This window comes from Paenibacillus pasadenensis DSM 19293 (assembly GCF_000422485.1).
Lineage (GTDB): Bacteria > Bacillota > Bacilli > Paenibacillales > Paenibacillaceae > Paenibacillus_O > Paenibacillus_O pasadenensis.
On record NZ_KE383858.1, the window covers coordinates 46,392 to 64,581 of the forward strand.

An 18,190-nucleotide genomic window follows, 5' to 3' on the forward strand; every position below is an offset into this window, starting at 1 on the left:
GAGGAGGGCTGCCTGTGAAATGGACGATTGGCGAGGCCGTATGGCGACTGCTGCATCCAGAGCCGGAAGCGGCCGGCGTCGACGGCTCGGACGGCCCGCATGCCGCCGCCTCACTTGCATCGGCCCCCGGCCAGCCAGAAGCCGCCGCCTCACTTGCATCGGCCCCCGGCTTGCCAGAAGCCGCCGCCCTGCTTGCATCAGCCGCCGGCGGCTCGGCCGCCGGAGCCGGCAGCGCGCCTCTGTCAGCCGGCGCGGACGGCCTGCTGGCCGGCGATCCGCAGCGGACGCTGACCGGCATCGCCGTGTCGTTCGCCGCGTCGCTGGACGCGCTGGAACGGGCCCGGGACGCCGGAGCGAACCTGCTCGTCGCGCATGAAGGCCTCTACTTCAGCCACCAAGCGGATGCCGCATGGACGGCGGGCAGCGCGGCCGCGCAGGCGAAGCGCCGCCGGATCGAGGCGAGCGGCATCGCCGTCTGCCGCTGGCATGACGGTCCGCACCGGCTGCGGCCGGACGTCATCACGGCAGGGCTCGTACGCCGGCTCGGCTGGGAGGACGCCGTCATCCGGACGCTGCCGGAGGCGACGATCATCCGGCTGCCGGAGCCGCTGAGCGCGGCCGCGGCGGCGGAGCTTGCCAAGCGCCGGCTCGGCGCAAGCGGCGTGCGCGCGGCGGGCGACCTGGCGCATCCGTGCCGGACGGTTGCGGTCACGGTCGGCTATCGCGGCGGCGGCGAGCTGGCCGCACGGCTGTACGAGGAGCATGGAGCGGAGCTGCTGCTCGCGGGCGAAGGCCCGGAGTGGGAGGCGCCGGAGTACGTGCGGGACGCGGTCCGGCTCGGGCGCCGGATTGCGCTGCTGTACGTCGGGCACGCCGCGAGCGAGCAGCCGGGCATGGAGCTGGCGGCGGAGCGGATCGGCAGGCTGCTGCCGGGCGTGCCGGTCCTTTTTTTGAACGAGCGGGACGGAATCCAGATCATCTGAGGGGGAATCGGCATGACGGAAGCGGGCACGGGCACGAAGGCTGGAGCGTTCCACACCGGAACGTACCGCAGCGTATTCCGCGAGGCGGGCTACGGAGAGGAAGAGATCGCCGCGCGGCTTGCGCAGACGTGGCGAGAGCTGTTCGAGGACGGCGACGAGACGCGCATCTACTACGAGACGGACGACGGGATGGGCTACCTGCTCGATACGGGCAATCTCGACGTGCGCACCGAGGGCATGTCGTACGGCATGATGATGGCCGTGCAGCTCGGCCATAAGGATGTGTTCGACCGCATCTGGCGCTGGAGCTGGCAGTACATGCATATGAAAGAAGGACCGGGAGCCGGCTACTTCGCCTGGTCCTGCCTGCCGGACGGCACGCGCAACTCGAACGGCCCCGCTCCCGACGGCGAGGAGTACTATGCGCTCGCGCTGCTGTTCGCCTCGCATCGCTGGGGCGACGGCGAGCATCCGCTCGACTACGGCGTCAAGGCGCGGGAGCTGCTGAGCGTCTGCATCCACAAAGGCGAGGACGGCGTCGGCGACCCGATGTGGAACCCGGACAACAAGCTGATCAAGTTCGTTCCGAACTGCGAGTTCAGCGACCCGTCCTACCACCTGCCGCATTTCTACGAGCTGTTCGCGCTGTGGGCCGACCCGTCCGACCGGCCGTTCTGGCAGGAGGCCGCAGCGGCGAGCCGGGCGTACATCTGCCTCTCCTGCCATCCCGAGACGGGGCTGGCGCCGGAATACGCCCATTACGACGGCACGCCCAACGACGAGCGCGGCTACGGCAAGTTTTTCAGCGACGCCTACCGCGTCGCGGCCAACATCGGCCTCGACTGGGAATGGTTCCGCGCCGATCCGGAGCAGCCGGCGATCGCCGGCCGCATCCAGTCGTTCTTCGCGGACAAGGAGCCGGAAGACTACCGGCGCTATCAGATCGACGGCACGCCGCTCGAGGAAAAATCGCTTCATCCGGTCGGCCTGCTCGCGACCAACGCCGCCGCCTCGCTGGCCGCGGAAGGAGAGCTGGCGCTGGAGACGGCGCGCCGCTTCTGGGAGACGCCGGTGCGCACCGGGGAGCGCCGCTACTACGACAACTGCCTGTACCTGTTCGCCATGCTGGCGCTGAGCGGGCGCTACCGAATCTGGATGCCGGAGCGCGCATAAGCGGCCGCGCCGGCAGGCGCCGGCCGAGCTCGAGCGGGAGGCCGCCGGGCGGATCCCATTCCTACGGAGGAGGTATTGCCATGCACAAGGTCATGCTGGTCGACGACGAGGGGTATGCGCGGCAAGGACTGAGGACGATGATCGACTGGGAGGACTGCGGCTTCGAGGTATGCGGGGAGGCGGAGGACGGCGAGGAGGCGCTGCGCCTGATCGGCGAGCTGTCGCCGGATCTGGTCATCACCGACATCCGCATGCCGGAGGTGAGCGGGCTGGAGCTGATCCGCTCGGTGCGCGAGCAGGGCAACGACAGCGTCAAGTTCATCATCGTCAGCGGCTACGGCGACTTCGCCTACGCCCAGCAGGCGATCAAGTTCGGCGTCCGCGACTTCATCCTGAAGCCGGTCGACGACGGCGAGGTGACGGGAGCGCTGCGGGAGCTGGCCGGACAGATCGAAAAGGAATCCCGCGATCCCGGCGCGGCCGTCCCGCCGGTCCGCGCCGCGCTCGACAAGCTGCTGCGCGGCGACGCGCCGGCGGAGGCGGGAGCGGAGTACGCCCGCCTGCTCGGCGTGCCGCAGTCCGCTGCCTGCGGCTATCTGCTCGTCGAGGCGCACTGCCCGGCCATGAGCGCCGAGCCGGCTGAGGAGGACGCCGAGGCGGAGGACAGCCTCGGCGCGGCCATTTCCGCGGCAGCGGCCTCGCTCGGCCTGAAGCATGATGCGAGCTGCGTCGACCGGCCGCGGCCGGGGCTGTACGGCCTCGCCGTGCATCTCGCTCCGGCCGATGCCGGCACGACGCTCGAAGGGCTGGCCGAGCGGCTGGCCGCCCGGCTCGGCAGCCGGCTCGGGCGGCCGTTCACCGTCTATGCGGGCGGCCAGGCCGCGTCTTCGGCCGGTCTTCGCGTCTCCCGCCAGGAGGCGATGGAGGCGATGCAGTACCGGTTCGCCTATCCGGAGCGGCGCGCGCTGTGCCGCAGCGCGCTGCGCGGCGAGGAGCTGCGGCGGATGGAGTTCGATCCGAGCGAGCATGCCGCGCTGAACGAGCGGCTCGAGGACGGCGACCCGCTGCTTCGGCAGGAGGCGGTGCGGCGCATCTTCGAGCGCTTCCGGGAGCAGCGCTTCGCGCCCGATGCGGTCCATCACGCGATCAGCCGCTTCGCCTTCGGCGCCATCGCCGCCATCCGCTCGCTCGGCGGCGACGAGAAAGAGCTGCGCTCGCTCGAGCCGCTGCTCGCCTGGCGCGACCGGCCGCTGTCGCCGGACGGCTTGCGGGAGCGGTTCGCCGCGTTCGTCGAGGAGAGCCGGGAGCTGACCAGCCGGCTGCGCAGCAGCGGCGCCAAGGGAGACATCGCCCGCATCAAGCAGTACATCGACAGCCGGTTCCACGAGGAGATCAGCCTGAAGAGCATCGCCGCCCGCTTTTACCTGAACCCGGTCTATCTCGGCCAGCTGTTCAAGAAGAGCTACGGCGTCTACTTCAACGACTATCTGCTCCAGCTGCGCATCCAGCAGGCGAAGCTGCTGCTGCGGCAGACGGAGAAGCGGGTGTACGAGATCGCCCGCTGCGTCGGCTTCGACAATCCGGACTACTTCATCTGCAAGTTCGAAAAGGTCGAGGGCAAGTCTCCGACCGCCTACCGCAACGAGCTGAAGACGGGGTGAAGGATCGCGTCAACGCAAAAGGACAAAGCCGGAAATAATCGGGCCAGGATAGCCCCTGAGGGGCGGAAGAAAGAAGACAGAGCAAGGACCGGAAGCCTGGAACGAACAGGCGGCCGGTCCTTGTTTGGCTTTCCTCGGCTTGGGGAGCTCTGCGGCGGCAGCTGCCGGTCAGTCCTTCAGCACCAGATCTCCCCGCAGCAGCTTCCGTTCATAGCTGGAGCTCGGATTCAGAATCCGCCACAGCAGCTGGTCGACCGCCCGCTTGCCCAGCAGCTCCTCGTTCACGCTGATGGTCGCCTTGCAGGACGGAGGAGGGTTGACATGGTCGAATCCAGTAAAGACGACCTTGCCGTCGATCGGAATCCCGATCCGCTCGAACGACTCGATCGTGTAGTTGACGTAGAAATCGTTGGCGCATACGAACACTTCCGGCAGCTCGCGCGAGGCGAACGTCTCCTCGAGCGTCGCGTAGAACTCATCCAGCCGGTGGTCGAGCAGGGCGGGCAGCTGCTCCTGCGGAATGCCGCTTTCGGCCAGGGAGGCGTTGAATTCCAGCCAGCGCTCCCGATAGCTGTGGGCATCCTTGATGTTGCCGATGAACTGGAACTTCCGGTACCCGCGATGGATCATCGCGTTCATCATCTCCCGCATGCCGGCGAAGTTGTCGGTGAACACCGTGTCGCAGTTGAAGCTCGGATCGAGATGATCGACCATGACGATCGGAATGTTCAGCTTGCGGATGTCGAACAGCGTCGATGTCGAGACGTTGCCGATCGTCAGGATGCCCATGATTCCTTCCGGGTTGAGCAAGGAGAACATGGACTCGTCCTGCGGCTCCGTCAGCGTCAGGATATTGATTTTTTTCTTGCTCAGGCTCGCGGAGATGCCTTCGAAGATCGGCCCCCAGTAGGAGGATTCGCGGTTCTGGTGGCGGACGTTGGGGAACAGCACCAGGATCGTTCCGGACCAGGTCCGCACGTCGAGGTCGACCAGCTCGTTGAAAACGGCGACCGGCTCCTTGAAATATCCCATCGTTCCCGCTGTCTTCAAGATCATTTCCCTCGTCTGCGTGCTGACGCCCGGCTTGCCCGACAACGCCCGCGATACGGCATATTTCGATAGGCCGGTCTGATCTGCGATTTCTTGAATGGTCACTTTGCCCCGCATCGTATCATCCTCATCCTTATCCAGCTTCTGCTTCTCCCGTCTCCTAATAAAAACGAGATTAAATAACATTTTGTTATGTTAACAACATACCATTGCCAGGGCGTTCGCGCAACCTAAAAGCTTCCTGCCTTAAAGGGGTTCCGACGGTTCTAAACTTGGATGCCAGACCCATATAAAGCGTTTTCAAAATTTATCTTGACCTTTCCAAATTTAAGAATTATGATCCGTTATGAAAATAAAAATAACAAAACCTAAGGGGATGATAACAAAAGGGCCGGAAAGGCGTTTTTGTTCCACGAGGTTTGCAAGCGCTTCAAAAAGGATGGCGCGCATTCATCAATCATTTTGGGAGGGTTCGGGATGAAGAGAAGACCGAAGATGGGCCTGGTGCTGGGGATGAGCCTCACGCTGCTGCTGTCCGCATGCAGCGGCAACAACGGAGGCGGAGCGGCGACGAACGGAGCGGCCGCGACGCCGGGCAGCGAGCCGGCCGCCAGCGCGGCTCCGGCCGAGACGGCGGCGCCGGAGGCGGCTCCGCCTGACCTGGGCGGACGCGTCCTCAAGTTCGCCGCCTGGTGGGATCTCAAGCCGGCCGGCAACACGGCCTCGGAGAAGGAGCGGCTGGCGAAGATCGCGGAAGTCGAGAAGAAATACAACGTCAAGATCGAGTTCGTCAACGTTCCGTTCGAGGAGTACATGCCGAAGTTCACGGCGACGGTGCTGACCGGCGAGCCGTTCGCCGACATCATGCAGATGGAATACAAGTCGGCGCTGCCGGCGGCGCTCAAGGGCCAGCTGCTGAAGGTCGACGAGTTCACCTCTCCCGAGGACGACATCAACCAGGAAAAGAAGCTGATGGTGCGGACGCCGGCGATCGCCGGACAGGAGTACGGCTTCGACAATCCGGGCATGGCCGGCTCCGGCATCCACTACAACCGCGACCTGTTCAAGAAGCTGGGCCTGCCGGACCTGCAGGAGCTGTACGCCAGCGGACAGTGGAACTGGGACAAATTCCTGGAGATCGCCAAGCAGGCGACCAAGGACACGGACAACGACGGCAAGACCGACACGTACGGCTTCTCGGGCTGGTCGATCGACATCGCCCGCAACTTCGTCGCCGCCAACGGCGGGGCCTTCGTCGACCCCGAGAACAAAGCGGAGGGCTTCACGAATCCGAACACGATCGAGGCCGTCGAATTCGTCAACAAGCTCTACAACGTCGAGAACGTCGTCAAGAACAAGACGGGCGACCGGATGAACTACGAGGAGTTCAACACGTTCAAGGACGGCGACGTCGCGATGTTCCCGGCGCCGATCTGGGCGGTGAGCAGCGAGCTGCCGTTCGACTTCGGCGTCGTGCCGTTCCCGGTCGGCCCTCACGGCAGCGACAAGTTCACCTTCGCGGACAGCGGCAGCGCGGCCAAGTTCATTCCGAAAGGGGTCAAGGATCCCCAGCTCGTCTACAAGATCTACGAAGAGACGTTCGACATCGCCCAGACCGAGGACTTCCCGGGGCAGGAATGGCTGGAAGGCCAGTACAACCATGAGGAAGACATCATGATGATGAAGGACAACATCAACGGCAAGGGGCAGATCGTGCTCGAGGACGCGTATCCGGACTACCCGACCGGCAAGTTCCTGACGGACATCCTGGTGAACAGCCAATCGGTGACCGCTTCGGCGCAGAAATACAAGCCGGAGGCCGAGGCTTCCATCGGCAAGCTCGGCAATTGACCGCATCGAACGGCCAGCAACGGGGGAGCTTGCGCTCCCCTTTTTTCGTGAAGGGAGGATTCGGGTGAACATCAGCCATCGTCGAAAAAAGAACGCCCCGGTCCGCTTGGCCGCGGCGGCGCTGAGCCTGGCGCTGCTGCTGCCGCTCGGCCTGCCCCCTGTCCGGGCGGAGCAGGCGCAGCCGCCTGACGCCACGAGCGCCGCGGCCGAGCCGTCCGCGGAGCACGGCACGGCCGCGATGCGCGAGCGTCATTACGCGGCTTATTTGGCGGAGCACGAGGAGGCCAAGGCGCCGGGCGAAGAGATCGTCCTGCAGGCCGCCCAGGCGAGCCGCTGGGAGGGAGAGGGCTTTCGCCAGCTGCAGGACTACGAGGGGATGGACGGCGTCTCGCTGCTGACCGGCGAGTCCGGCGCGGCTGAATGGACCTTCGACGTCAAGGAGGAAGGCTTGTACCACATCAGCCTGCTCTACTACCCGATCGAGGGCAAAAGCTCGGCGATCGAGCGCGCCTTGTCCATCGACGGGGAGCGTCCGTTCCGGGAGGCGGGCTTCCTGCAGTTCGACCGGATCTGGGACAACGTGCAGGATCAGGTGCAGCGGGACAACCAGGACAACGACCTGAGGCCGAACCAGGGCGAGGCGCCTAGGTGGAGCGAGGCGGCGTTCGCCGACTCCGACGGCTACGAGAACGAGCCGTTCCAGTTTTATTTTTCCGCCGGGACGCACACGCTGCGGCTGGAGTCGACGCGCGAGCCGATGGTGATCCGCCAGCTCAGGCTGCATCAGCTGCCGTCCCCGCCGACCTACTCCGAGTGGATCGCCGAGCAGGAGAGCTCGGGACGGGCGGCGACGTCCGGCCGGCTGGTCACGGTGCAGGGAGAGGCCGCATCCGCGAAGTCGTCCCCGACGCTGTATCCCGTCAGCGAGCGGGCGAGCGCCGCGGTCACGCCGTACAGCAGCTCCAAGATCCGCATCAACGCGATCGGCGGCTACAACTGGCGCATCCCGAACCAATGGCTCGAATGGGAAATCGACGTCCCGGAAACGGGCCTGTACCGGATCGCCTTCAAGTCCAAGCAGAACTTCGTCCGCGGCATCTACTCGACCCGCAGGCTGACCATCGACGGCGTCGTGCCGTTCCGCGAGATGGAGAACGTGGCGTTCCGCTACAAGAGCGGCTACCGCATCGACGTGCTCGGCGGCGAGGAGCCGTATCTGTTCTACCTGGAGAAGGGAACGCGCACGCTGAGGCTGACCGCCTCGCTCGGCGAGTTCGCTCCGCTCATCCGCGAGGTCGAGGACAGCCTGTTCAACCTCAACGCGGCGTACCGCAGCATTCTGATGATCACGGGCAATACGCCGGACCCGTTCCGCGACTATCAGGTCGACCGCAAGATTCCCGGCTTGATGGAGTCGCTGCAGGCCGAGCGCGACCGGCTGCAGGCCGTCTCCGCCCGCATCGTCGAGCTGTCGGGAGGCTCGGGCGACCAGGAGGCGCTGCTGGACACGATGGCGGAGCAGCTCGAGTCGATGATCGACGAGCCCGATACGATTCCGAAGCGGCTGGCCGCCTACAAGACCAATACCGGCGGCCTCGGCACCTGGGTGCAGAAGGCGCGCGAGCAGCCGCTGCAGATCGACGAGCTGTACGTCGCTTCCGCGGACGCCGAGCTTCCCCGCAAAGGAATGGGCTTCGGCGCGAAGCTGAAGCATGAGGCGCTGACGTTCCTGAGCTCGTTCTTCACCGATTACAACCAGATCGGCAACGTATCGAAGGACGACGAGCAGCGCAGCGTCACGGTATGGATCGGGAGCGGCCGCGACCAGGCCAATACGATCAAGGCGATGATCGACGAGACGTTCACGGCCGAGACCGGCATCGGGGTGAACCTGAAGCTGGTGAACATGGGCACGCTGCTGCCGGCGACGCTGGCCGGCCAAGGTCCGGACGTCGCGATGCAGATCGGCAACGACCTGCCCGTCAATTTCGCCATGCGCAACGCGGCCGAGGATCTGACCCGCTTCCCCGACTTCGAGGACGTGCGGGATCGGTTCCGCCCGAGCGCGATGGTGCCCTACAGCTATGGCGACGGGGTGTACGCCTTGCCGGAGACGCAGACGTTCAACATGCTCTTCTACCGCAAGGACGTGCTGCAGGAGCTTGGCCTCCGCGTGCCGCAGAGCTGGGAGGACGTCTCGGAGATGCTGGCGGTGCTGAGCAAGAACCATATGCAGTTCGGCCTGCCGCCCGTCGTCCAGGGGACGGTGCAGGGGGAGAACGTGCCGCCGAACTCGCTGTACGCCGCGCTGCTCTATCAGAACGGCGGCCAGTTCTATCGGAACGGCGGCCGGGAGTCTGATCTGGACTCGCGCACCGGCATCGAGACGTTCAAGGCGTGGACGGAGTTCTACACCGACTACAAGCTGGAGAAGGAATTCGACTTCGCCAACCGGTTCCGCACCGGACAGATGCCCGTCGGCATCGCCGACTATACGACCTACAACCAGCTGTCCGTCTTCGCGCCCGAGATCCGCGGCATGTGGGGCTTCGCCCCGATCCCCGGCACGCCCGGAGCCGGCGGATCGCTCGACCGCTCCGTCCCGAGCGGCGGCAGCGGCGTCGTCCTGCTGAGCAAGGCGCAGGACAAGGACGCGGCGTGGACGTTCATGAAGTGGTGGACGAGCGAACAGACGCAGACGAAGTTCGGACGCGAGATGGAAGGGCTGATGGGAGCCGCCGCCCGCTATCCGACCGCCAACATCGCCGCGCTCGACAGCCTGCCCTGGCCGGCGGAGGACTACGCCAGCCTGAAGCGGCAGTTCGAGTGGGTGAAGGGAGTTCCCGAGGTTCCGGGCGGCTACTTCACCGGACGCCATCTGTTCAACGCCTTCTACAAGACCGTGAACGGCGGCGTGGAAGCGCGGGAATCGATCATGGACTACGTCCAATACATTCAAGACGAGATCCGGACGAAGCGCAGCGAATTCGGATTGCCTCGCTAGAGGAGGGAAGCGATCATGCAGACCTGGTGGAGCATGAAATGGAAGGAAGTCAAGACGAGCCGGCAGTCCTATGCGATGCTGGCTCCGTACATGATCCTCTTTTCGGTGTTCACCGTGCTTCCGGTGCTCATATCCATCGTACTCAGCTTCACCTATTTCAACATGCTGGAATTTCCCAAGTTCATCGGCTGGCAGAACTATACGCGCCTCTTCCTTGAGGACGACGTCTTCCTGATCGCGATGAAAAACACGCTGCTGTTCGCCGTCATCACGGGCCCGGTCAGCTACATGGCCTGCTTCGTATTCGCCTGGATCATCAACGAGCTGTCGCCGAAGCTGCGGGCGTTCATGACGCTCGTCTTCTACGCTCCGTCGATATCCGGCAACGTCTTCTTCATCTGGCTGATGATCTTCTCCGGGGACCGCTACGGCATCATGAACGGGATGCTCATGAAGCTCGGCATCCTGCTGGAGCCGATCCAATGGCTCAAGACGGAAGCCTACATCCTGCCGATCATCATCCTCGTGCAGCTGTGGCTGAGCCTCGGCACCGGCTTCCTCGCGTTCATCGCCGGCCTCCAGACCGTCGACCGCACGCTGTACGAGGCCGGGGCGGTCGACGGCATCCGCAACCGCTGGCAGGAGCTGTGGTTCATCACGCTGCCGTCGATGCGGCCGCAGCTGATGTTCGGAGCGGTCATCCAGATCACGACGGCGTTCGCCGTGGCGGACGTCTCGATCGCGCTGGCCGGCTTCCCGAGCGTCAACAACGCGGCCGCGACGATCGTCACGCATCTGATGGACTTCGGCACGACGAGATACGAGATGGGCTATGCGTCCTCCATCGCGACCGTGCTGTTCCTGATCATGGTGGGAGCCAACCTGCTCGTCCAAAAACTGCTGCGCAAGGTAGGTGAGTGAGGCCGTGAACTTCTCGTTGCCGCTTCGCCGCAAGCGGGTGAACCGCTCGCTCGGAGGCACGATCTCGCTGTTCGCGCTGCTCGTGCTGTTCGGCTGCTTCATGATCCTGCCGCTCGTCTATGCCGTCAACAACGCCTTCAAGCCGCTGGACGAGATTTTCCTGTTCCCGCCGACGCTGTTCGTCCGCAATCCGACGCTCAACAATTTCGTCGACCTGTTCGCCCTGATGGGCAACTCGTGGGTGCCGTTCTCGCGCTACATCTTCAACACCGTCTTCATCACCGGCGCGGGCATCCTCGGCCATGTCGTGCTCGCCTCGGCGGCGGCGTACCCGCTCGCCAAGCATAAGTTTCCCGGCAAGAAGGCGATGTTCGGCATCGTCGTCCTGTCCCTGATGTTCACGCCTGCCGTAACGGCCATCCCCAACTACATGATCCTGTCGTGGCTGGGCCTGATCGACACGTACTGGGCCGTCATCGTGCCGGCGTTCGCCTACTCGCTCGGCCTGTACCTGATGAAGCAGTTCATGGAGCAGATCCCGGATTCGCTGCTGGAGGCCGCCAAGATCGACGGCGCGAGCGAATACCGCATCTTCTGGACGATCGTCATGCCGAACGTCAAGCCGGCCTGGCTGACGCTCGTCATCCTCCAGTTCCAGATTTTGTGGGGGACGGACGGCAACGGCTTCATCTACAGCGAGCAGCTCAAGTCGCTGCATTTCGCGGCGGGCCAGATCGTCGCCGGCGGCATCGCGCGCGCCGGAGCGGCGGCCGCGGTCGCGCTCATCCTCATGAGCGTGCCGATCACGATGTTCATCTTCTCCCAGAGCCGGATCATCGAGACGATGGCCACCTCGGGAATGAAGGATTAGGAGGGAAGTCCATGAAACTCCATGCGTGCCTGCTCTCGCTGTCGGCGGCGGCGCTGCTGGCGCTCGGCCTTCCCGGCCCGGCCTTCGCCGAGTCGGCGCCGTACGAGAGCTACAATTACGACTCCTGGAGCGACGCGGTGCCGGCTCCGGCCGCCTACTTGCCGGAGAAGAGCGTGAGCGGCGCCGACCTCGGCGTCGGCGATTTCGTCGAGCCGAGCGACATCGCCGTATCCGCCCGCGGCCTGCTCTACATCGTCGACAGCGGCAATGCCCGGATCGTCGTCGTGGACGGGGACTGGCGGGTGAAGTCCGTCATCGACCGCTTCGAGCGGGACGGACAGCCGGACGGCTTCAGCAATCCGACGGGCCTGTACGTGGACGAGGCCGAGCAGCTCTATGTCGCGGATTCCGGCCATTCCCGGATCGTGGTGCTCGGCGCCGACGGAGCCTTCATCCGGACGATCGAGAAGCCGAGCTCCGACATCCTGCCCGACGGATTCGCCTTCACGCCGCTGAAGGTGGCCGTCGACAAGGCCGGGCGCGTCTATGTCGTCGCCAAGGGCATTTTCGAGGGCATCATGCAGTTCGACGGCAGCGGAGCGTTCATCGGCTATGTCGGCACGAACAAGGTGTCTCCGGACTATGCGGAATATTTCTGGAGGATGCTCTCGACCAAGGCGCAGAAAGCCCAGATGGTGCTGTTCGTCCCGACGGAATTTTCCAATCTCGACATGGACGGCAAAGGCTTCCTGTTCGCGACGAACATCGACCCCGGCTCGCGCGAGCCGATCAAGCGGCTCAACCCGTCCGGGGACGACGTGCTCAAGCGCTTCGGCTACTTCGACGTAGCCGGGGATATCCGGTACCGCTCGGCGGTGGGGCCGTCGCGGATGATCGACGTGAACGTGCGCGAGAGCGGCCTCTACAGCGTGCTGGACTCCAGCCAGGGCAAGGTGTTCACCTACGACCATGAAGGCAATCTGCTCTACATCTACGGCGGCAAGGGCAGCCAGCGCGGCACGGTCAAGACGCCGGCGGCGATCGAGCAGCTCGGCGACCGGCAGCTCGTGCTGGACCGCGGCCGGGCGAGCATCGAGGTGTATGCCCCGACGAGGTACGGCAGCGCCGTCAACAAGGCGGCCGGGCTGCACTACACCGGCGACGAGCGGCAGGCGGTTCCCGCCTGGAAGGAAGTGCTGAAGCTGAACGCCAACTTCGACCTCGCCTACATCGGCATCGGCAAGTCGCTGCTGATGGAGCGCAAGAACAAGGAAGCGATGACGTACTTCGAGCTCGGCATGGACCGCGACTCCTACTCGGTCGCCTTCAAGCGATATCGGCGCGAGGTGATGAAGGAGCACTTCGGCACGGCGCTGACGATTCTGCTCGCCGCCGTCGCCGCGTACGCGCTCTGGCGGCTGGCCGGGCGCAGGCTGCTGCGCGGCGGACGGTCCGCCGGACCGCCGCCGCCATGGACTTCATCGAAAGCGAAGGAGGGCTGAGCATGAAGCGAAGCGACCTGTCTTTTCCGCTGCATCTCATCGTGCATCCGTTCGACGGCTATTGGGATCTCAAATATGACGGCCGCGGCCGCGTCCGGATCGCGCTGATCGTGCTCGGCCTCGTCGTCGTCTCCACGATCGTGCAGAGCCAGTATGCCGGATTCCTGGTCAACTACAACGATCCCCGGCAGCTCAACAGCATCGTCCAGCTGCTGACGATCGTCGTGCCCTTTTTCCTCTGGTGCGTCTCCAACTGGTCGATCACGACGCTTCTGGACGGGGAAGGGAAATTCAAGGAGATCGTCATGGCGACGGGCTACGCGCTCGTGCCGATGGCGCTGATCTACCTGCCGATGACCGTCGCCAGCCGCTTCATGGTGATGGAGGAGACGGCCTTCTATTACCTGATGCTGTCCGTCGCCTCCCTATGGTTCGTGGCGCTGCTGTTCGTCGGCACGATGACCGTGCATCAATACACGGCGCTCAAGACGATCGTGACGATGGCGCTGACGGTCGCCGTCATGGGCATCATCGTTTTCCTCGGCACGCTGGTCGCGAGCATGGCGCAGCAGATGATCGAGTTCGTCGTCAACATCTATCGGGAATTGTCTTTCCGCACTTAAGGGGGCGCAGCTGTGAAAAAACCGAAGAGAACAACGGCGGCCTGGATCGGAGGCGCCGTCTGCGTCGCGGCCGCCTGCGCCGTCCTGCTGCTCGGCGACCGGGGGGCGAAGGCGGTGCCGGCCTCGGCCTACGCGGACGTCGCCGCGCCGCTGGAGGCGGGAGCGGAGCTGAAGGCTCTGCCCGACGCCACGGACGGCGTGCCCGGCATGATCCTGGCGGCCGAATCCGACCGGCTCTCCTTGTACTACGACATGGAGACGACCGAGATCGCCGTCAAGGACAAGCGGCAAGGAGACGTCTGGTACAGCAATCCGCCCGAGCGCGAGTCCGACGCCAAGGCTTCGGGCTTCGAGAAGGAGCTGCTCTCCTCGCAGCTGTCCGTCTCGTTCCGCGATTCCGTCGGCACGCTGGAAACCTATACGAACTTCGCCCAGAGCATCTCCTCCAAGCAGTTCAAGGCGGAAGCGATTCCGGGCGGCCTGCGGGTCGTCTATACGATCGGCGACACGTCGCTCGGCGTCGACGCGCTGCCTCGGCTCATCACCAAGGCCCGGCTGGAGGAGAAGGTGCTCTCCAAGCTCGACAGCTCCTCCGCCAAGTACGTCGAGAAGCGCTATTATCCGACCGAGGCCGATCCCGAGCTGCTGGAGCGCCTCGACGCCCAGGTTTCCAAGCCGCTCGTGCTGAGCAAGATGACCGAGGCGTTCGAGAAGGCCGGCTACACGCCGGACGATCTCGCGGCCGACAACGCTGCCGCCGGCATCGAGGGCGGAGCCGCCTCGACCAAGCCGAACTTCACCGTGCCGCTGGAATACCGCCTGGACGGCGGCTCGCTGCGGGCGACCGTGCCGATGGGCCGGGTGGAGGAGGGCGCCGGCTATCAGATCCGCAGCCTCGACGTGCTTCCTTTTTTCGGCGCGGCCGGCAGCGGGGAGCAGGGCTACATGCTCGTGCCCGACGGCTCGGGCAGCCTCATCCATCTGAACAACGGCAAGGTGAAGGAAGAGCAGTACGTGCAGCGCATCTACGGCATGGACCCGAACGACAACAGCTGGCGGCGCGGCCAGGTGAGCCAGAGCGCGCGCATGCCTGTGTTCGGCCTGAAGGCGGGTAACGCGGCGTGGCTCGCGACGATCGAGCAGGGCGACGCGCTCGCGAGCGTCGCGGCCGACATCAGCGGCAAGAAGAACAGCTACAACTTCGTCCACAGCCGCTTCCACGTCCGCGGCGAGGACGTGCTGGAGCTGTACACCGGCAACAAGGTCCAGGAGATCCAGCTGCTGAACGACCGGCTTCATCGGGGAGACCTCACGGTCCGCTACAGCTTCCTCGACCATGACGCCGCCAGCTATTCCGGGATGGCGGCCGAGTACCGCTCGCAGCTGCAGGCGTCCGGCGTCCTGCAGCCGCTGCAGGAGCAGGGGAGCCTTCCCTTCTACCTGGACATTCTCGGCGCGGTCGACAAGCGGAAGTCGTTCCTCGGCGTGCCGTACCGCTCGCTCGTGACGATGACGACGTTCGAGCAGGCGGGAAGCATCGCCGAGCAGCTGAAGCAGCTCGGCGCGAGCCGCGTCCTGATGCGCTACGAGGGCTGGTCCAGCGGCGGCGCCGAGCACGGCTCCCCGGACTCGCTCCGGGCCGCGGGCGGCCTCGGGGGAGAGCGCGGCCTCAAGGCGCTGCGCCAGCAGCTGGAGAGCCAGGGCGGCCTGCTGTTCCCGGACACGGCCTTCCAGCGGATCTACCGGGACGACGGGGGCTTCAAGCCTTCCGCGGACGCGGCGCGCTTCGTCACCCGCGAGCAGGCGGAGCTGTATCCGTACAACCGTGCGCTGAGCCGGATGGACATGACGCTCGGCTCCTTCTACCTGCTGTCGCCGACGAAGCTTCCTTCCTACGTGGACGCCTTCCTCGCCGGCTTCAAGCGGCAGGACGCCGCCTCCGGAGTCGCCTTGCGCGATCTGGGCGACGTGCTCGCCTCGGATTACCGGGAGGGGCGGGTCGTGCAGCGGGAGGCGGCCAAGACGATCGTGGAGCGGGAGCTCGGCAAGATCTCCGGCAGCGTCGGCCGGACGCTGCTCGTCGGCGGCAACGCGTACGCCTGGAAGGACGCCGACCATCTCGTCGACGTGCCGACGGGCTCCAGCGGCTTCGTCCTCACCGACGAGGAGGTGCCGTTCTACCAGATGGTCGTCCACGGCTCCATTCCTTACGCCGGGCAGGCGTGGAACCTGGCCGACGAGCAGGATATGCGCAAGCAGCTGCTGCGCTCGCTGGAGCTGGGAGCGGCTCCGCGCTTCTATTTGTCGCATGAGCCGTCGTCCAAGCTGAAGTTCACCTCGTTCGACGCCCGCTTCTCCTCGGAGAGCGGCCTCTGGCTGAAGGAAGCCGCCGCGCTCTATCTCGAAGCCGACAAGGCGCTCGCGCCGGTGCAGAACGACGTCATCGCCGAGCATGTCCGCCATCCCGGCGGGGTCGTGGAGGTGCGTTACGCCAAGGGCACGACGTTCCTGATCAACTATTCGGATCAGCCGCAGACCGTGAACGGGCGGACGCTCGCGCCCGAAAGCTACTGGATCGGAGGGAAGGCCTCATGAGAATGGCACCGCTGTCGCTGGCCCGCAAGCGCTCCTTGCTCGGGCTCGCGTTCATCGCGCCCTGGCTGCTCGGCTTCGCGTTCCTGTTCGCGGCTCCCCTGCTGCAGTCGATCCGCTTCAGCCTCAGCAAGCTGACGGTCGAGCCGGGCGGCTACGCGCTGCAGTCGGTCGGCCTGGACAATTTCCGGAATGCGCTGTTCGTCGACGCCTCGTTCAACCGGATCCTCACGCAATCGGTCGCCGAGATGGCGCTGAACGTGCCGATGATCCTGTTCTTCAGCCTGTTCTCCGCGACGCTGCTGAACCAGAGGTTCCGGGGCCGGGCGCTGGCGAGGGCGGTGTTCTTCCTGCCCGTCATCCTCGCCTCGAGCGCGATCTCCGCGGCGGAGGCGTCCGGCCTGATCAACCTCGTCGGCGATGCGACGGCCGTGAACGAGATGGCCGGGTCCAGCTCGTCCTACAACGCGATGTCGATGGTCATGCTGCTCGGCGACGCGGGGCTGCCCGACGCCTTCGCCGACTATATCGTCAGCGCCATCCTGCGCATCTACGACATCATCACGAGCTCCGGCGTGCAGATCCTGATCTTCCTCGCCGCGCTCCAGTCGGTGCCGTCGGCGATGTACGAGGTCGCCAAGATGGAAGGCGCGACCGCGTACGAATCGTTCTGGAAGATCACCTTTCCGCTCGTGAGCCCGCTCATCCTGACGAACGTCATCTATACGATCATCGATTCCTTCAGCGGCAGCGCCGTCACGGACACGATCTTCAAGACGGCGTTCACGACGCAGAACTTCGGCCTGAGCGCGGCCATGTCGTGGATCTACACCGTCATCGTCGGCATCATCCTGGCCGTCATCGGCTGGACGCTGTCCCGCAAGGTCCACTACGACTGACCGAATAGAAGGAGGAGGAAACCGATGCAAGCAATGCCCGAGGCCGCTCCCGCCGCGGCCGCACCGTCCCGGAGCCCAAACATGCGGCTGCAGAAGGCGGGGAAGAAGTCGGCCGACATGCTGTACGTCCTGTTCCGCTACCTGCTGCTTGCGGGAATCTCGTTCATCATCCTCTACCCGCTGCTCATGAAGGTGTCGATCGCCTTCAAGGACAAGGCGGACATCTACAACCCGACGATCTACATGATTCCCGTGCACTTCACGCTCGACAACATCCGCATGGCGGCCCGGATCCTCGACTACGCGCCGTTGCTCGGGAATACGCTGCTGTTCGCCGCGGCGACGACGGCGCTGACGGCGGCCTCCTGCGCCCTCGCCGGATACGGCTTCGCCCGCTTCCCGTTCCCGGGCAGCAGCGTCCTGTTCGGACTGGTCATCCTGACGATCCTCGTGCCGACCGGCACGCTGATGGTGCCGATGTACCTGAACTTCCGCAGCTTCGACCCGCTCGGCCTCGTCCAGCTGCTGACGGGCAAGCCGGGCTTCAACCTGCTCAACACGTACTGGCCCTCGCTGATCGCTTCGGCGACGGCGATCGGGCTCAAGGCGGGGCTGTTCATCTACATCTTCCGCCAGTTCTTCAAGGGCATGCCCAAGGAGATCGAGGAGGCAGCCCTCATCGACGGCGCGGGCGGGCTGCGCACGTTCGCCAGCATCATGATGCCGAACGCGGTTCCGCCGCTCATTACTGTCGTGCTGTTCAGCTTCGTCTGGCAGTACAACGACACGTTCTTCACCTCGCTGTTCATGAACGAGCTGAAGCTGATGCCGACCAAGATCAGCACGCTCGCCGCGCAGGCGAACATGCTGATCCCGGGCATGCTGGGCACGTCCGCCGGCGGGGGAGCGGTCAAGGCCGATCCGAACCATGTGGCGATGATCATCGACACCGGCATCCTGCTCGCGATCCTTCCGCTCGTGCTGCTTTATCTCGCCGTGCAGCGCTATTTCGTCGAGAGCGTCGAGCGCAGCGGCATCATCGGCTGACCCGCCCCGGCGC

The 18,190-nt window shown here is 65.0% G+C and carries 13 protein-coding genes; 12 read left to right on the forward strand and 1 reads right to left on the reverse strand.

The features are described 5' to 3' along the window. Window positions 1-14: 14 nt before the first annotated feature. The 3 genes from H582_RS0123050 to H582_RS0123060 all read left to right on the forward strand — a co-directional run bounded on the left by H582_RS0123050 (window position 15) and on the right by H582_RS0123060 (window position 3,817). Window positions 15-983 carry a Nif3-like dinuclear metal center hexameric protein gene (locus H582_RS0123050; RefSeq protein ID WP_052333580.1) on the forward strand — a complete coding sequence of 323 codons (969 nt, stop codon included), beginning with the start codon at window positions 15-17 and terminating at the stop codon, window positions 981-983. Between the two features lie 12 nt (window positions 984-995). Beyond that, window positions 996-2,156 (forward strand): family 8 glycosyl hydrolase, encoded by a 1,161-nt coding sequence (locus tag H582_RS0123055; RefSeq protein WP_028600421.1) that lies wholly within the window; start codon window positions 996-998, stop codon window positions 2,154-2,156. A gap of 80 nt (window positions 2,157-2,236) precedes the next feature. After that, window positions 2,237-3,817 (forward strand): response regulator transcription factor, encoded by a 1,581-nt coding sequence (locus H582_RS0123060; protein ID WP_028600422.1) that lies wholly within the window; start codon window positions 2,237-2,239, stop codon window positions 3,815-3,817. Between the two features lie 168 nt (window positions 3,818-3,985). Here H582_RS0123060 and H582_RS0123065 read toward each other — a convergent pair whose 3' ends face one another. Then, complete coding sequence (locus H582_RS0123065) at window positions 3,986-4,984, reverse strand: LacI family DNA-binding transcriptional regulator (protein WP_028600423.1); 999 nt, start codon at window positions 4,982-4,984, stop codon at window positions 3,986-3,988. A gap of 360 nt (window positions 4,985-5,344) precedes the next feature. Here H582_RS0123065 and H582_RS0123070 point away from each other — a divergent pair, with 360 nt between their 5' ends. The 9 genes from H582_RS0123070 to H582_RS0123110 all read left to right on the forward strand — a co-directional run bounded on the left by H582_RS0123070 (window position 5,345) and on the right by H582_RS0123110 (window position 18,177). Further along, the gene (locus H582_RS0123070; RefSeq protein WP_028600424.1) at window positions 5,345-6,718 is read left to right on the forward strand and encodes an ABC transporter substrate-binding protein; all 1,374 of its coding nucleotides are present in this window, start codon (window positions 5,345-5,347) and stop codon (window positions 6,716-6,718) included. A 64-nt stretch (window positions 6,719-6,782) separates the two neighbouring features. Beyond that, window positions 6,783-9,722, forward strand: coding sequence for an extracellular solute-binding protein (locus H582_RS29245; protein WP_240479069.1), 2,940 nt, complete (start codon window positions 6,783-6,785; stop codon window positions 9,720-9,722). A gap of 15 nt (window positions 9,723-9,737) precedes the next feature. Further along, window positions 9,738-10,643: a carbohydrate ABC transporter permease gene (locus H582_RS0123080; RefSeq protein ID WP_043111862.1), complete on the forward strand. Its 906-nt coding sequence runs from the start codon at window positions 9,738-9,740 to the stop codon at window positions 10,641-10,643. Window positions 10,644-10,647: 4 nt separating this feature from the next. Beyond that, a complete protein-coding gene (locus H582_RS0123085; RefSeq protein WP_028600426.1) occupies window positions 10,648-11,514 on the forward strand; it encodes a carbohydrate ABC transporter permease in 867 nt (288 codons plus the stop codon). A gap of 11 nt (window positions 11,515-11,525) precedes the next feature. Further along, window positions 11,526-13,016 (forward strand): NHL repeat-containing protein, encoded by a 1,491-nt coding sequence (locus H582_RS29250; protein WP_052333581.1) that lies wholly within the window; start codon window positions 11,526-11,528, stop codon window positions 13,014-13,016. Between the two features lie 2 nt (window positions 13,017-13,018). Further along, window positions 13,019-13,639, forward strand: a complete 621-nt coding sequence (locus H582_RS0123095) for a Yip1 family protein (RefSeq protein WP_028600427.1) — start codon at window positions 13,019-13,021, stop codon at window positions 13,637-13,639. Window positions 13,640-13,651: 12 nt separating this feature from the next. Then, window positions 13,652-16,234, forward strand: coding sequence for a DUF5696 domain-containing protein (locus H582_RS0123100; protein ID WP_052333582.1), 2,583 nt, complete (start codon window positions 13,652-13,654; stop codon window positions 16,232-16,234). Continuing rightward, a complete protein-coding gene (locus H582_RS0123105; protein ID WP_028600429.1) occupies window positions 16,231-17,130 on the forward strand; it encodes a carbohydrate ABC transporter permease in 900 nt (299 codons plus the stop codon). Before H582_RS0123100 ends, H582_RS0123105 begins: the two co-directional genes overlap by 4 nt. 81 nt (window positions 17,131-17,211) lie before the next feature. After that, window positions 17,212-18,177 carry a carbohydrate ABC transporter permease gene (locus tag H582_RS0123110; RefSeq protein WP_028600430.1) on the forward strand — a complete coding sequence of 322 codons (966 nt, stop codon included), beginning with the start codon at window positions 17,212-17,214 and terminating at the stop codon, window positions 18,175-18,177. Window positions 18,178-18,190 lie beyond the last annotated feature (13 nt).

Excerpts from the sequence above, each read along its gene's own strand:
- H582_RS0123110 (WP_028600430.1), top strand. The coding sequence starts at position 17,212 with ATGCGGCTGCAGAAGGCGGGGAAGAAGTCGGCCGACATGCTGTACGTC.
- H582_RS0123065 (WP_028600423.1), bottom strand. The coding sequence starts at position 4,984 with ATGCGGGGCAAAGTGACCATTCAAGAAATCGCAGATCAGACCGGCCTA.
- H582_RS0123055 (WP_028600421.1), top strand. The coding sequence starts at position 996 with ATGACGGAAGCGGGCACGGGCACGAAGGCTGGAGCGTTCCACACCGGA.
- H582_RS0123060 (WP_028600422.1), top strand. The coding sequence starts at position 2,237 with ATGCACAAGGTCATGCTGGTCGACGACGAGGGGTATGCGCGGCAAGGA.
- H582_RS0123105 (WP_028600429.1), top strand. The coding sequence starts at position 16,231 with ATGAGAATGGCACCGCTGTCGCTGGCCCGCAAGCGCTCCTTGCTCGGG.
- H582_RS29250 (WP_052333581.1), top strand. The coding sequence starts at position 11,526 with ATGAAACTCCATGCGTGCCTGCTCTCGCTGTCGGCGGCGGCGCTGCTG.
- H582_RS0123070 (WP_028600424.1), top strand. The coding sequence starts at position 5,345 with ATGAAGAGAAGACCGAAGATGGGCCTGGTGCTGGGGATGAGCCTCACG.
- H582_RS0123095 (WP_028600427.1), top strand. The coding sequence starts at position 13,019 with ATGAAGCGAAGCGACCTGTCTTTTCCGCTGCATCTCATCGTGCATCCG.
- H582_RS0123080 (WP_043111862.1), top strand. The coding sequence starts at position 9,738 with ATGCAGACCTGGTGGAGCATGAAATGGAAGGAAGTCAAGACGAGCCGG.